9 protein-coding genes are annotated in these 15,532 nt (G+C 38.0%); 4 read left to right on the top strand and 5 right to left on the bottom strand.

Annotation, left to right across the window (positions count from 1 at the left end; all coding sequences use genetic code 11):
• The first annotated feature begins 305 nt into the window (after positions 1–305).
• Positions 306–1,670 carry a Do family serine endopeptidase gene (locus tag ABVT42_RS18680; protein ID WP_353897436.1) on the top strand — a complete coding sequence of 455 codons (1,365 nt, stop codon included), beginning with the start codon at positions 306–308 and terminating at the stop codon, positions 1,668–1,670.
• 625 nt (positions 1,671–2,295) lie between these two features.
• Positions 2,296–3,405, top strand: a complete 1,110-nt coding sequence (metX, locus tag ABVT42_RS18675; RefSeq protein ID WP_353897435.1) for a homoserine O-acetyltransferase MetX — start codon at positions 2,296–2,298, stop codon at positions 3,403–3,405.
• Positions 3,406–3,523: 118 nt separating this feature from the next.
• On the opposite strand, the gene ABVT42_RS18670 is transcribed toward metX, so the two are convergent.
• From ABVT42_RS18670 to ABVT42_RS18655, 4 genes are all read right to left on the bottom strand, one after another.
• Positions 3,524–4,720: a class I SAM-dependent rRNA methyltransferase gene (locus ABVT42_RS18670; RefSeq protein ID WP_353897434.1), complete on the bottom strand. Its 1,197-nt coding sequence runs from the start codon at positions 4,718–4,720 to the stop codon at positions 3,524–3,526.
• Between the two features lie 325 nt (positions 4,721–5,045).
• Positions 5,046–6,596 (bottom strand): DUF3369 domain-containing protein, encoded by a 1,551-nt coding sequence (locus tag ABVT42_RS18665; protein WP_353897433.1) that lies wholly within the window; start codon positions 6,594–6,596, stop codon positions 5,046–5,048.
• A 5-nt stretch (positions 6,597–6,601) separates the two neighbouring features.
• Positions 6,602–10,321, bottom strand: a complete 3,720-nt coding sequence (locus ABVT42_RS18660) for a sensor histidine kinase (protein ID WP_353897432.1) — start codon at positions 10,319–10,321, stop codon at positions 6,602–6,604.
• A 297-nt stretch (positions 10,322–10,618) separates the two neighbouring features.
• The gene (locus tag ABVT42_RS18655) at positions 10,619–11,719 is read right to left on the bottom strand and encodes a M24 family metallopeptidase (RefSeq protein WP_353897431.1); all 1,101 of its coding nucleotides are present in this window, start codon (positions 11,717–11,719) and stop codon (positions 10,619–10,621) included.
• 269 nt (positions 11,720–11,988) lie between these two features.
• Between ABVT42_RS18655 and ABVT42_RS18650 the strand changes: the two genes are divergently transcribed.
• Positions 11,989–12,873: a GntR family transcriptional regulator gene (locus ABVT42_RS18650; protein ID WP_353897430.1), complete on the top strand. Its 885-nt coding sequence runs from the start codon at positions 11,989–11,991 to the stop codon at positions 12,871–12,873.
• On the opposite strand, the gene ABVT42_RS18645 is transcribed toward ABVT42_RS18650, so the two are convergent.
• Positions 12,866–14,113 (bottom strand): NAD(P)/FAD-dependent oxidoreductase, encoded by a 1,248-nt coding sequence (locus tag ABVT42_RS18645; protein WP_353897429.1) that lies wholly within the window; start codon positions 14,111–14,113, stop codon positions 12,866–12,868. The two genes, ABVT42_RS18650 and ABVT42_RS18645, sit on opposite strands and share 8 nt — an antisense overlap.
• Positions 14,114–14,528: 415 nt before the next feature.
• Between ABVT42_RS18645 and ABVT42_RS18640 the strand changes: the two genes are divergently transcribed.
• Positions 14,529–15,425, top strand: coding sequence for a dihydrodipicolinate synthase family protein (locus tag ABVT42_RS18640; RefSeq protein ID WP_353897428.1), 897 nt, complete (start codon positions 14,529–14,531; stop codon positions 15,423–15,425).
• The last annotated feature ends 107 nt before the right edge of the window (positions 15,426–15,532 follow it).

Below are 15,532 nucleotides of genomic sequence, written 5' to 3'. Positions count from 1 at the left end.
GTCTAATTTCGGCAAGTTAATATGAATTAAAACGTATTCCTACGTACAAATTGTAATCAATTTTACACATTGAAAATGCTGATTTGCTAAAAATATTGTGTGATCCTTAATTGATTGATGAGCGGGAATACTCGTTTAATTTATTCGCAGCGTTTTAAAAATTCGACTGTACAAATTCACTGTATAAAATGTGACTTATTGCAAGTTACAGGGGTTGAATCTTTGACGCATGATCACAATATTGATGATTTAACTATCAACAACCTAATTCAGTCTTTGTAACAAAATTTACGGGAGAGTTATCAGTGAAAACTTTATGTCGACTTTCTATACTGCTGGCACTTTTGCTGCAATCGATAAATTTGCAGGCATCATTGCCACAAGTTGATCCAGAAGGTAAACCATTGCCTTCTCTTTCTAAAATGCTAAAGGGAGTTAATCCTGCGGTGGTTAATATTGCCACTTTTTCTGAAAGGCAACAGTACAATAACCCTTTACTCAACGATCCATTTTTTCGACGTTTTTTTAACATTCCCGATCAACCCCAAGAAAATCGCAAACCACAAAAAATGCTGCGTGGTGCAGGCTCAGGAGTAATTATTGATGCTGAAGAAGGTATTGTTGTAACCAATCATCATGTGATTAAAAATTCAGATGAAGTACGTGTTTCGTTAATCGATGGACGACATTTTACGGCTGAAGTTTTAGGTAATGATCCGGAGTTAGATGTTGCGGTGTTAAAAATAAAAGCCAAAAATCTAACGGCGGTAAAACTGGGTGATTCAGAAAAACTTGAAGTTGGAGACTTTGTTGTTGCGATCGGTAATCCGTTTGGTTTAGGGCAAACGGTTACTACAGGTATTGTCAGTGCACTAGATAGAACAGGTCTTGGTATTGAAGGCTATGAAAACTTTATTCAGACCGATGCTTCAATCAATCCTGGTAACTCTGGTGGTGCGCTGGTTAATCTGTATGGTCAGTTGATTGGTATTAATACGGCAATTATTGCCCCTGCTGGTGGCAATGTTGGTATTGGATTTGCCATTCCAATGGCGATGGTCAAATCAAGTGTTGAGCAAATTATTGATAATGGTGAAGTAAGACGTGGCCAGTTAGGTATTGGTATTCAAAATATTGATGTTGATTTACAAATTGCTTTTGGTTTGGAAAATGGACAGCAGGGAGTTTTGGTTACAAATGTTCGTGATGGGTCTTCTGCCGATGAAGCAGGTTTAAAAGCTGATGATATAATCATTGCCATTGACGATGAAAAAACCATATCAACTGGAAAACTACGTAGTCAGATCGGTCATCGAAAAATTGGCGACAAAGTCAAAGTCACTTTCATTCGTGAAGGTAAAGTTAAATCACTCAAAGTTAAAATTGGTGAACCTGTTGGTGCAGTAAGCCGCAGTGGTAGTTTACATAAATTACTTGATGGGGCGCGCTTTGCTGATAGTGAAGAGGGTGATGGCGTTGTATTAACTGAGCTTGATCGAAACTCTTACCCTGCTTATAGCGGATTACGAGAAGGCGATGTTATTGTTGGAGTGAATAAACGCCGAGTTAAAAATATGCGTGATTTCAATCGTGCACTTAAGCTGGATGACGAAAAAATTCTGTTGCGTGTACTGCGAGGTCGCTCAACTTTCTACTTAGTTATTCAATAGTTATTTTGTGTTTGGAGTTAATTATTTTGCGTCAGTTGTTATGAGTTGCGAAGTTTGGTACTCAATCGTAGCGTGAAGTATTTAGCATTAAATGTTTGACAATAAATATTTGACTTTAATCACAATAGATTATTAATCAATTTAATACCGGAGCTTATCTAACTCTAATGGATTTGCTCCGGTTTTTTATCAGTTTTTCACTGAAATGTCACATTCTTCATTTAAGTCGACAGATGAACTTTGTTTTATTCTGCCTCCATTGCGCTGAGTTGCTCTTAAAAATTCCTTAAGTTGTTAAAATAATCGTTTACCTTTTTTTATGTGGAGAATAATCACAGAAAAATTTTAAGGATAATAAGTGTTTTATTCGCCGCAGAGAATTTAATCAAACAAATTCACGTTTAATATTATTGGCCTCTAGGTTGATTAATGTGGCCTAGTCGAGCATTGTGAAAATAGTTTTAACAAATACGGTAAATAGTTCAAATTTACTGATGAAAGTGCGTATAATTCCTACCTGACGGGTTATGCTGTAAAGTAATTTTAAAATAATTGTTAGGTCTGAGTAATCAAATTAGTTTACAGTTAAATTTTATTTATGGGTTATCGCGATTAAGCTAGAGTTATGTCTCAACAAATTACGCAACGGCCAGATGGTAGCTGGCTGTATCAATCAAATGAGCCTTTTTTATTGGAGTCAGGAGAGTCCCTGCCTTCACTTGAGCTTGTCTACGAAACCTGGGGAGAACTTAGTCCGCAAAAAGATAATGTGATTGTCGTCCATCATGCGCTGTCTGTCGGAGCGCATGTGAGTAAAACACCACAAAATACCAAAAAAGGGTGGTGGAATGATATGGTCGGAGAGGCAAAGCCGATCAACAGTAATGAATATTTTGTTATTTGTATCAATAACTTGGGGAGTTGTTTCGGCTCTTCAGGTCCTGTAAACATCAACCCACAGACAGAGCGGCGTTATAATGCACAGTTTCCCGAAATTACTATTGGGGATATGGTAAATAGTCAAAAACAGCTTTTGGATTATCTGCAAATAGCGCAGTTATACGCGATAATCGGTAATTCGATGGGCGCTATGCTGTCGCTAACCTGGGCAATCGAGTACCCCGATTCGGTTGAAAGAGTGATGCTCAGCTGTACCGCTTATAAAGCTTATCCCGCCAATATTGCTAATCGTAACATTCAGCAGTCGGCTATTCGCATTGATCCCGCCTGGAATCATGGTGACTATCAGTCGAACGAATCGCTTGAAGGCTTTAAGCTGGCACGAAAGTTAGGGTTATTCAGCTATCGTAATTCAGCAGAATGGAATCGTCGATTTAATAGCCATTTAAATTCTGATACAGAAGATATGGAAATTACTCGATATATGGATTACAACGCTCAAAAGTTTGTCAAAACCTTCGATGCAAATAGTTATTTGACGATTACTACAGCTATGGATCATTTTGATGTTACTAAAAGCTATCCATCAACCCGCGCTGCATTTGAAAAAATCACTGCTAAAGTGGTGGTGATCTCCGAAGAGTTTGACATCTTATTTACTCCACAACAACAACGAGAGTTGTTTGCCTGTTTACAGGATGCTGATGTTGACAGCTATTTCATTACCCATCAATCACAATATGGACATGATGCCTTTTTAGTCGAGATTGATCGCTTTGGCAATTATATCTGCGACTTTCTGCAAGATAAGCCGGTTGATTTAATCGATAGCTAAACTGATTTATTGCTGAAGTGATTTAAGTCTCTATCGCTCAATTATTCATATCACCCGAGCGACCGGTATGACCGATTTGACTGAATGCTCTATCAAATCGGCTATCTATATAATTCAATTAACGATTGGTTAACACTCGACTGATAAAACCTTTTATGTATCGAGTTTCTTCGATTGCAGGGTGGATTGGGTGATCTGGTCCCTGGTGACATTGCTCTATAATCTGTAATGTTTTATCTAAATGTCGGCTGCCCGCTCTAAGACAATCTTGTAGTTCGCTGGTTTTCAAATGCATTGAACAGGAGGCAGAAAGTAAAATGCCATCTTTACTCAGTAGTCGCATTGCTGCTTCGTTAATTTTTTGATAGGCCTTTAAACCTGCTCGATGATCTTTTCGTTTTTTAATAAAAGCAGGGGGATCAACAATGACCAGATCAAATTTTTCATTTTGCTGTTTTAGTTCCGTCATTGCGGAAAAGGCATCACCTTCAATACAAGTTACTTTATCGGCAACTTTATTGTGCTGGGCATTCACTTGTAGTTCATCTAGTGCTTTGCCAGAAACATCAATACACCAGACTTCGCTGGCACCATGATTTGCCATTTGCAGACCAAATGCACCAATATAACTAAAAACATCGAGTACTCGTTTACCTTCGGTATAACGGGCTATTTGCTGGCGGGAAACGCGATGATCAAAAAACCAACCTGTTTTTTGCCCACTAAATGGATGAATAATAAACTGAGTATTATTTTCTGTGATTGTTAATGTTTGTGGCGTTATACCGTGTGCCTGTTCAACTACATCGGATAAGTTTTCTGCTTGTCTAGCTCGAGTATCATTACGAATTAATATTGATGTTGGAGAAAACACCTTAAGTAATGCATCAATAATTGCTGACTTTAATAATTCCATACCTGCTGTGGTAATTTGAATAGCCAGGTGCTCTCCGAATCGATCTACAATCAAACCTGGCAGACCGTCACTTTCTCCATAAACGGCACGATAAAATGGTTGGGTAAAAAGTCTTTGACGCAGCGATAAAGCAATATTCAGTCGATGAACAAAAAAAGATCGATCAATAGCGATTTGTGGATTACGATTGATCAACCGACCACATAGTAAATTATTCGGGTTAATGTACGCAGTACCTAAATATTTTCCTGTAGAGGCTTCTACATTAACCAGCTCACCGATTGAAAACTGCTTTAATGGTGTTTGCTGAGTATCGACCTCGTTGCTATAGATCCATAAATGACCATTTTTAAGACGTTTTTCTTCATTTTTTTTAAGGCGCAGAGATTGTAATGGCATATTATGTTTCCAGCGTATTTTTGAGCGAAGTGATTGGACAGATTACAACCGACTATTGTAACAATCATTTGTGGCTTTCGGGAATAAATATTCATCTCTTTTACTGATGGAACATTTGGATAGGTGTTGTTAAAAGTTAACCTTTGCGTAAGATACACTCTTATAAGTTATAAGTTATAAGTCATAAGTTATAAGTCATAAGTCATAAGTTAAAAGTCATACAGATTTTTATACACCGACAGTCAGTTGTTTTCGTAATTACACAATGAAAGTATAAACCCAAAGGGTAACTAACACAGATTCATAATACCTAATAAAATGAGTTTTAGTGCTCACACCCAGGGGTATCGGGCAATGAGTCTCTAATTTTGAAAAAGTGCTCAATATTGTCTAGCATAATATCGACTAATTTAGGTTCAAAATGCTTACCTCTTTCACTTTTGATAAAGGTTAGAATTTTCTCATCGGGCCATGCATCTTTGTAGCACCGATTGCTTCCTAGTGCATCAAACACATCAGCTAGTGCAGTAATTCGTCCAAAAATATGAATGTTTTCACCCGCGAGTCCTTCAGGGTAACCTGTACCATCCCATTTTTCATGATGATGACTGGCGATAATTGCACCGGCTTGCAGTAATATTAAATCGCTGCCTTCTAGCATATCACCACCGCGCTCGGCATGGGATTTCATCACATCCCATTCCATAATATCGAGCTTGTCTGACTTATGCAAAATGGAATCAGGTATCGCTATTTTTCCAATATCATGCAACGGTGAGGCAAGTTTAATAATTTCAATCTGTTCACTATCGAGCGGATAAAGCTTTGCCAGTAATTCACTATATAGTGCAACGCGTTTTACATGATTACCGGTTTCTTTCGAACGATTTTCAACAACTTCGCCCAATCGATATATAATTTCTTTTTGATTTTCTTTGATGATTTCTTCTAATCGAATATTTTCAAGCGCAACAATAATATTTTCTGTAAATATGTTCAATAGTTCTTCATCGACCGAGCTAAGACGTCGTGAAGGTTTAAAGTAAAACATTGTAATGTAATAACGATTCTCACAGTAGATCAACACCGAATTATCCGTAAAGATATTGCCTTTGGTTTTAATTGCCTGCGAGACACTTTGCTGAACATCACTCGATAACTCATCCAGACAAACATTCGAAATTTGTCCCAATTGATCAACAAAGTAAAACTTGTCGAGTTTGCTATCTTCAATACGAAAAATATGAGTTTCATCAGAAACAATAAATGCTTCATCTAAGTCGAGCAGGTAAGCAACCTGGGTAATTGTTCCAGATATAAATGAATCAAATGCATGTTTATCAAATATTCCGCGAGAAGCATCAATAACTTTTCGTAAACCTATTTTGGATTGCTCTAATGACATAATATCGGTGTATGAGCGTAAGCTAGCGTGCATTAACGTAAATAACTTTTGAGAAGTGAGCTCGGTTTTACATTTATAATCATTAATATCAAAGTTTTCGATGACTTCTCTTTCTGGTGCCTGGCCGGGTTGACCTGTACGCAAAATAATTCTGACTGCACTATATTGCATATCTTTACGGATATAACTGACTAAATCGAGTCCGGCATGTTCTGTTTCCATGACAACATCAAGCAAAATAACGGCTATATCGGTATGTTCTGACAGTAGTGACTTGGCATCATTGGCTGAGTAGGCATTAATAAAGTCAATTTCTCTGCCTTTGAACTTAAATCCACTTAACGATAGTTCAGTGACCGCATGAACTTCGGGCTCATCATCGACAATCATTACCTTAAATTTTTCGAATAATCGACTTTGTGTTGCATGGCCTTTGATGGGTTCTTCTGCAAAAATCAATTCATCATTCATTCTTTTCACCTGAAATAGGTTACATCTAAAGGGAGTTGTATAATGAACCTGGCACCCTGGGGTTGAACCGGTTCAAAAGTGATAGCCCCTTTTAATTTGTTTACTACTAAAGTATAGACAATATTTAGGCCTAAACCACTACCACCTTTACCTCTTTTTGTTGTAAAAAAGGGGGCAAATATCTTACTTCGGATATTAGGCGGAATGCCTATGCCGTTATCTTCAATGATAATGAGGAGATTATTTTCAGTGGTATCGGCAATAATATGAATTTGAGCATCGTTTTGTTCCTCAAATGCATGGGTTAAACTGTTAATAATCAGGTTTGTAATAATTTGGCTTAGCGCACCTGGATAAGTTTTAATATTACATTGGGTTTTTACCTCTAACTTAACATTTACAGTATGTCGCTTATAAATGGGAGAGAGGCTGATATTGAGTGTTTCTAAAAACGATTTGATATGAAAGTTTTCTGCAAGGTCAGAAGTTTGATCTACAGCAACTTGCTTAAAACTGCGAATTAACTGACTGGCCTTTTGTAAGTTATTATAAATAATGTCAACGGAATCACTACTGTGCTTTAAAAAATCATTAAAGTCGGTACGGGTCAGTTGATTAGCTTCGACTTTTTTTATAACTTTTTGGGCTTCATATTGCAGTGATGTGGCAGCCGTCAATGACACGCCTAATGGGGTGTTAACTTCATGGGATATTCCTGCAACCAGACTGCCTAGTGAAGCAAGTTTTTCTGACTCGATTAACTGCTTTTGAGTTTGATCAATAATGGTAATCGCATTTTCCAACTCCTGATTACGCTGTTTGAGCTCTTTGGTTCTTTCCTCGACGTGTTGCTCTAGTGTTAAGTTGAGTTTGGCTAAATTTTCTTTTTGTTGCTTCAATTCGTTAATATCTTTAATTGTGCCGCAAATTCTTAATATATTACCGTGTTGGTCTTTTTCTACCACCTTGCCTTTACATTCGCACCAGAGCCAGTTGCCGTTAATGTGCCTTACTCGCATCATTTCATCAAATGTATCAATAGATTCTTTGAGATGATATTTAATCGAGTCGATAAACGGACGGTAATCATCAGGATGAATAATCTGTTTGATATCGGCAATGGAAAACGTTTCTTTTAACCCTTGGTAATCAATCCAATTACATTCACCACTGTGTGTGACTTCGTTGGCAATAAAATCCCAATCCCATAATTCATCCCCCGAGCCCCAGAGACTTAAGCGCAATTGCTCTTTTGTTCTACTGGTTGAGCGATGTGCTTTTTCCAAATCAGTAAACCGTCGGTATCGCTGATAAAACCAACTGATAATCACTGAAAAAAAGATTAGCCAATAAATAATGAGCATAGGTTGGGATTGCCACCAGATTGCGTTAACCGTTATTGGCAATGTAAAGATTGGACTGTTCTTGGTGCCCGTTGCTGTTCGAGCCTGGAATTCATAATAGCCATCATCAATATTCATAAAAGTGGCGGTTCGGGTTTCGTCTGGCATTTCTATCCAATTATCAATAAAGCCTGTTAATCTATATTCAAACTTTCCTTTCAGAGAACTATAAAAGTCGAGATTAGTCAGTTGAAATGAAAATGTATTTTCTGCATAACTAAGGTTGAGTGCTTTATCTGTAAAAAAGTAGTCAGGCTTCATAATGCCGGCATTATCCTTTTTATGTTTTAAGACACTGAACTGACTAATTGAGATTTGATTGTTAAGCTGGTGAGTAATGTTTTTGCGAGAATTATCTACTATATTAAAGCCCTTTGTTCCGCCAATATAGATATAACCAGATGGAGATTGACTAATGGCGCCAAAGTTATACTCCAGTCCTTGTAATCCTTCATGAATTGAATAATTATCAACATGCAGTGTTTTTTCATCGATTCTCGAAATACCCTGGCTATGTCCCATCCATACACTATCGATGCCATCGTAAATAATGTTCCAGACACTAATATTGGCAAGTCCTTGTGGTTTACTGATATTAATAAAACCAGTTCTTTCTTTATTTAAAATACTAACACCATTGAGTGTGCAAACCCAGATTCGATTATTTGAATCAATAGTTAACATATGAATGACTTCATCACCAAGGCTTTGTGGATTATTTTTTTCGGGAAGGTACTGGGTCATTTCATTATTTTTAGGGTTATAGCGAATCAGGCCCGCACCGATTGTGCCGGCCCATAAAATCCCTTCTTTATCTTCAATAACATGACTAAAACTTCTTGCCATTTTAGTCAGTTTTAAGTTGGGTGAAACCAGCTTTTTTTGAGTCTCATCAAAATAGATTAAACCCTTTTTTTGTGCTGAAAACCAATGTGTACCTTGTGAACTTAAAAAACCAAAATTTAAAAAGTTAACATTTCCCAGATCTTTATCACCGTTAATGCGAGTCAGCGCTTTTGTGTCAATATTAAAGTGATATAAACCAAAGCCACGTGTGGCAATAAAATAATGTCCATCACGACCTTTGGATAAACTCGTCACTAAAATATTGTCAAAAAATTTGAGTTGCGGATAAAGCGTATCTATTTTTGAAAAAAAGGTCATGTTAGGCAGGCGATAAAACATGCCGTTTTCAGTTGCAATTAACTCTAAATCACCATCGAATAAAAAGCTTCTGACATCTAAGAGTGGACCTGAAATATCATTGGTCAGGCTTTTAGAAAAATGATAAAAAATACTTGGACTTATTGAGCTGCGATTAAATCCATGTGATTGCGTTCCTACCCAAACGCTATTGTCTTTATCTAAATGTAATGTTCTGATGTTATTGTCAGATAGGCTGCGAGGCTCATTGGCTTGGTGAGTAGAATAATGAACTGAAAGATCACTGCGTTGAATGGTATAAAGTCCATCATTGGTCCCAATAATGATTTTTTCACCGTTACTTTCAATATCTTTCACATTAATCACATTCTCTGAATTATATTGAACATCAAGAGATTTAAATAGCCAGCTATCTTTCAGTTTAGAAATTTCAGTCAGTTCGCCTTCTCGACTAATAACGAACACTTTATTGGTGGCAAATTTAGTGATAGCGAAACTGTTTTTTACATTTGTTAAGTACTGCTGAAAATTGAAGGATTTTTTAGCGCTATCATAGTGGATGACTTCGACGGTATTATCACTGACAACTAAAATGTTGTCCCCCATAAAAGATAATCCATCAATCGTTGGGACGACTTGAGATTCTCGAGCATTTTTATATTGTGCTTGAAGCTGATTTGACTTTAAGTCAAACAGCAAGACACCTGCGCCAGATGTACCAATAAGCAAATAATTTTTCCAGCATAATAATTCTGTGATTAATCCATTGTCGAGATCTTTGAATATATCAAAAAACTGAAACTCTCCTTTGGTTTTATCAAGCCTTTCTAGTCCGGTTACATTGGCGGCCCAAATTATATTGGGAGAACATTGGGTAATAGCTGAAATAAAGTTGTTCTTGATTTTAGTTTTGCCTTCGCTGTTTTTGGTAAAGTTAGCGAAGTGACTGGCGTCAAAACGTGCAAGACCACCTTGTGTTCCGACCCATAAATAGCCTTCCAGATCACGATAGATTGCGGTTACCGTCACCTGATTTAATCCCTGCTCGACAGAGTATCGGTGAAAGTGCTTGTTAAAGCCGCGATAAGGCGATTGGCTATTTGCCGCGGCAAGATGTGTTCCTATAAACAACAACAGCAGAATATAAAAACGATACATCTTGGCCTAAATGATTGAGATAGTGTAAAACTAAGTGTAGAAAAAAAATGCCAAATAGAAAAAAAGAGTTGAGAAAAACGCCGGAAAAAAGTGCTGTAATGCGTTTAAGTTACTAACAACGTCATCATTATTGAGAAAAATTATAGTATTAAATTTGCAATACTTGAGATAGTAAACACTACGCTATCTCCCATCAAGAGTTGATATGCGCTAGGTTGCTATGCGCTATTTTGAGATAATCGACCAGAAGACGGGAGTAGTCAGTTAAGACTTTGCGGGGTACAGATTTTATTGGCTTTAGGCTATGACGATTAACTCTTTTGGCGAATGCGTTAAGATTTCGCAACCTGTTGCTGTTACCAGAACATCATCTTCAATACGGATACCGCCCCAGCCGGGAATATAGACACCCGGTTCAATGGTTATAACCATATTTTCTTCAAGTACAATGTCACTTTTTAAGGTCAAAAAGGGTTGTTCATGTAAATTTAAACCGACGCCATGCCCCAATCCCTCACCTTGATATTTGCCATATCCACTGGCATCCAGAATTTGTTTTGATATTTTGGCTGGATGTTGTGCAAGCATACCGGCTTTGACACTGGCAACACCCGCTTGCTGAGCATCTTTTACCGCCTGGTAAACATCAAGTTGTTTTTCGTTGGGCTCGCCGACCACAAAGGTGCGTGTCATATCTGACCGATAGCCATTGATGACAGCACCGAAATCGAGAATAATTAAGTCGCCAGCGGTTAATTTTCGTTGTGATGGAATACCGTGAGGTAATGATGTGCGCTCACCTGAAAGAAAAATAGTTGGAAATGAAAGTCCTTGTGAACCTTGTTTTTGCATTTGATATTCAAGCTCAAGACTGACATCTCGTTCGCTCATTCCTGGCTTTATGAATTTAACTAATTGCGCTAATGATTCATCGGCAATGGCTGCGGCTTGACGGATATTGTTGATTTCCGTTTCATCTTTAATCATGCGTAATTTTTCTACCCAGCCTTTTACGCCATTTAACTGAATATTTTGCAATGATTGTTGGATATGTTCATATAAAAAATAACTGAAATACTCTTTTTCAAAGGCAACCGTTGATGCACCTATTTCATTAAGTAACAAATTAAATTGTTCGCCAAGAGTGACATGGTCACGGTCTCTAACAATCACCTCAATATTTTCGCATTCATTTCTCGCTTGTTCGGCATAGCGATAATCGGTAATCAAATGTAGTGACTGTTGATGAATAACCAAATAGGCAACATTGGGATCGGAATTATGAAATCCACTTAAATATTGACAGTTTTGAACGTTAGATATAATGATCGCATCATAAGATAACTGGCTTAACAGTTTTCTTATATGTAATATTCGTTTAATATAATCGGGTTTCATTATGATTTTCAGTTATTGTGATATTGTACGCGATTGTATCTGTAAGCGCTGAAAAATTGCAATAATTAATAATCATGATAATGATTAAAATTCAAGATGATAAATTCATATAAAGTAAAGTGCATAGGATGATATATTGTTTTAATTTAATTCAGTGTTTTAATTCAATTCATTTTTGATGAGCCGGATTTTTATTTATTTGACTTTTTATTCATTCTATTTGTATTTATTGGGACAGCGTTTAATAAGTTTAATTTGACAGAGGTATTATGACTACTAAGGTAACAGATACAATAAAACAAGATTTAACTCATCAAATTAGAACCTACTCAAAACTACCATTTCGTTTAACATTAGGATCTATTGCAGACTATTATTCTGTCAGTTTAACACCAATTCGTCAGGTTATTGACGAATTAATTGAAGAGAATATTATTAATCGTAAAGCCAATGGTCGATTGGAACGAATGGTCATTCCATCGGGTAATGTTCAACCCGAAGAAAATGCAGAGTTTACCAAGCCGCTAAAAGCCACTTCTTATCTGGATGAAAAGATTACCGATGACATAGTTAAACTTTGTCTGGAAAATCACAGCGAATATTTACGCGAAGAAGCCACAGCCAAAAAATATACTACCGGGCGTACGATTATTCGTCAGGTTTTTTCACGGCTTGCTGGTACCGGGTTAATCGAACATGTTCCTCGTTGTGGCTGGAAAGTGAGAAGTTTTCGTCAAAAAGATATGCAGGACTATTTAGAAATTAGAGAAAATTTAGAAGTAAAAGCGTTACAACTCGCTCGGCCTTATATGAATAAAAATGTGCTGATAAAAATGCGCGATGGTAATGTTGTGAATGACAATGCCGATCTTTCACAAATAGATAACCGACTGCATGATTACTGGATTAATTTATGTGATAATTTTTATATTCAGGATTTTTTTAAGCGTCATGGTGAATTTTATACGGCGTTGTTTGACTATGCCTCGGTTGATATTTGCGTCAAGTCAGGCATGGCACAAGAGCACCGGGATATTCTTAACGCACTAATTGAAGACGATATTCAGGGGGCGGAAATTGCACTGCGCACTCACATTAGAGATCAAAAAGAAAACGTCTTACGCCTGATTAATTTACGCAAACAAACTAGCTAAAACGTTTAATACTGTAAGGTTCAATATTAATCGAAAGTGCCTGTTGATGGATAATCTGGCTGATAATTTGCGCGGTGACCGCAGCTTGAGTCAACCCTAAATGTTGATGACCAAATGCCAGAATAACGTTTGAGTTTTTTGGTGAACGGCCAATTATAGGTAGTGAATCTGGTAGAGAAGGACGGTGTCCCATCCAAGTGGAATAATGGTTTTTATTAACATTGGTAAGAATATTTTGTGCATGTTGCAGCAATTGCAGCGCACGTCGCTCATTGGCTGGCGCGTTTAATCCGGCGAGTTCTACTGTTCCGGCTAATCTCAAACCTTCCTCCATTGGTGTTAATACAAATGAATGTTCAAAGCTGGTGATAGGACGGGTTATTTTGACCTGCGGATCTGACAGCATCAAATGGTAGCCTCGCTCTGTTTCCAGTGGAACGTTATGTCCCATTGTTTTTAATAAATCTTTCGACCAGGCGCCACAAGCAATAATAATTTCTTTTGCAGTAATATCCGCTGTGGTGGTTTTTAATGTCACTTGCGTCTGTGATGCGTCAATGCCAATGACACTATCTTGTTTAAAGTTGCCGCCTTGCGCCATAAATTGTGCAAACAAAGCCGTGACCAATCGAAAAGGGTTAATCGTATGGGCGGTATCGGGAAAGTAAAGTGCGCCAGATATCGAACTTTTTAAAGCTGGCTCAAATGCGCTGACCTGCTCAGTCGATAAGATTTGTACATTGATTCCATGTGGTTCAACTAATGCTGCGTGTGCCAGACATTTTCGCCGTCCACTTTCCGTAGAAAAAACGGTTAGTGCACCTTGCTGGCTCATCAAGTCGGTAAGACCGGTTCGGGCTAAGAGTGTTTCAAAGGTTGCTATGGAAGGACGATTTAACTGTTTTAAAGCATCAATGGAGTGCTGACTTTTATGGGGCATGGCTGCCCAAGCAAAGCGCATCAGCCAAGGCAATAAGCGAGGAAAATATGACCAGCTGATTGCTAATGGGCCAAGCGGATCGAGGAGTAATTTAGGCACTTGTAGTAAGGTTTTAAAATTGGCTAGCGGTAAAATAACATCGGTAGCAAAATGGCCCGCGTTGCCTTTTGAACAACCTTCGCCTGGTGCACTGCGGTCTATTAATAAAACCCGTTTACCTTCGTATTGTAAGCGCTCCGCAATGGTAGTGCCGATAATGCCTGCACCAACGACAACGACATCATGAGTGAATTTAGACAAGCGCTATACTCCAGTTTTAAATATTTCAAATTTGACCTAATAGTTTGCTAAAGTTTGCAAATAGCGACCGCTATGAGCAATTGTTGCAAGTTAACCCGACTAATAGCGCTATATAAAATAGTGTATTGGGGGTGAGGCGACTCACTTGACCAATTGCCGTTATTATTCACAATGCCTGACATCGCTTATCACATGAATAGATCTAAATATTCAAAAAATCATGTGCTTAAAGTGGTATGAAGGATTGTGGTGATTACAACTTCAGTCTTTTAGCCAATCAAGACACGAAGAATAACAAAAATATGTTTTATTGTATACAAAATAATGTTAATCTTATGTCGTCAAATTTAGCCCGGACTGGAATTGTTTTGATGATGGGTATTATTTAGCAGATTTTTTTTATTGAGGCAAAAAGATGAATGTAAATTGGACAGGCGTATATCCCGCAGTAACTACCCAGTTTAAAGAGGATTTTTCTATCGATCACGAGAGCAACAGCCGAATGTTGGACGAACTGATCAACGATGGCGTTCATGGCATTATTGTGTGCGGTACAGTGGGTGAAAATTGCTCTTTGTCTGCAGAAGAAAAGCGATCAGTGATGGAAGTTGCGGTGAAAACTGTTAATGGTCGAGTGCCGGTGTTAAGTGGTGTTGCCGAAACAACGACCGCATTGGCACAACAATATGCTAAAGATGCCGAACAGATTGGTATTGATGGATTAATGGTTTTACCCGGTATGGTTTATCGTTCAACTGAAGATGAAGCGATTTATCATTATCAGCAAGTGGCATCTTCAACCGGTTTGCCAATTATGATTTACAACAATCCGATTACATATGGTGTTGATGTTTCAATTGAAGGCATGAAGGTACTGGCTGAAACGCCAAATATTGTTTCGGTGAAAGAAGCGACAGAAGATACTCGCCGCATTACTGAATTATTCCGTGAATTTGGTGATCGTTATGTTGTGTTTGGTGGTGTTGATGATATTGCCTTAGAGAGTTTAATGCTTGGCGCAACAGGTTGGATCTCGGGCTTAACTAACGTATTTCCAAAAGAATCGGTCGCAATTTTTAAACTCGCCAGCGAAGGTCGATATGCTGAAGCCCGAGAAATCTGGCGTTGGTTTTTACCTTTGCTGCGTCTTGATACTATTCCAACACTGGTACAGTGTATTAAGTTTGCAGAGCAGCTTGCCGGACGTGGCTCTGAACGCGTAAGAGCGCCACGTTTGCCTCTAAAAGGTGAGCAACGTGCTTATGTCGAACGTTTATATCGTGAAGCAATCGAAAATCGTCCGAGCCTTTAGTGCTCGGTCTTTTGGATTCTTTCCATTCTCAGTTGGAGCATTCGCACATTCGCGGTTTGTAACAAACCTCTTACACTGAGCACTCTGATTAAATTGCATTTTGTTAG

The organism is Aliikangiella maris (genome assembly GCF_040719265.1).
In the GTDB taxonomy this organism is placed as follows: domain Bacteria; phylum Pseudomonadota; class Gammaproteobacteria; order Enterobacterales; family Kangiellaceae; genus Aliikangiella; species Aliikangiella maris.
Note: the sequence above shows the minus strand (reverse complement) of the source record. Positions and strands in the feature narration are given on the sequence as shown.

Bases quoted from the DNA above. Each gene is read 5' to 3' on its own strand.
- ABVT42_RS18640 (WP_353897428.1), top strand. From the start codon at position 14,529: ATGAATGTAAATTGGACAGGCGTATATCCCGCAGTAACTACCCAGTTT.
- ABVT42_RS18660 (WP_353897432.1), bottom strand. From the start codon at position 10,321: ATGTATCGTTTTTATATTCTGCTGTTGTTGTTTATAGGAACACATCTT.
- ABVT42_RS18665 (WP_353897433.1), bottom strand. From the start codon at position 6,596: ATGAATGATGAATTGATTTTTGCAGAAGAACCCATCAAAGGCCATGCA.
- ABVT42_RS18655 (WP_353897431.1), bottom strand. From the start codon at position 11,719: ATGAAACCCGATTATATTAAACGAATATTACATATAAGAAAACTGTTA.
- ABVT42_RS18650 (WP_353897430.1), top strand. From the start codon at position 11,989: ATGACTACTAAGGTAACAGATACAATAAAACAAGATTTAACTCATCAA.
- metX (WP_353897435.1), top strand. From the start codon at position 2,296: ATGTCTCAACAAATTACGCAACGGCCAGATGGTAGCTGGCTGTATCAA.
- ABVT42_RS18670 (WP_353897434.1), bottom strand. From the start codon at position 4,720: ATGCCATTACAATCTCTGCGCCTTAAAAAAAATGAAGAAAAACGTCTT.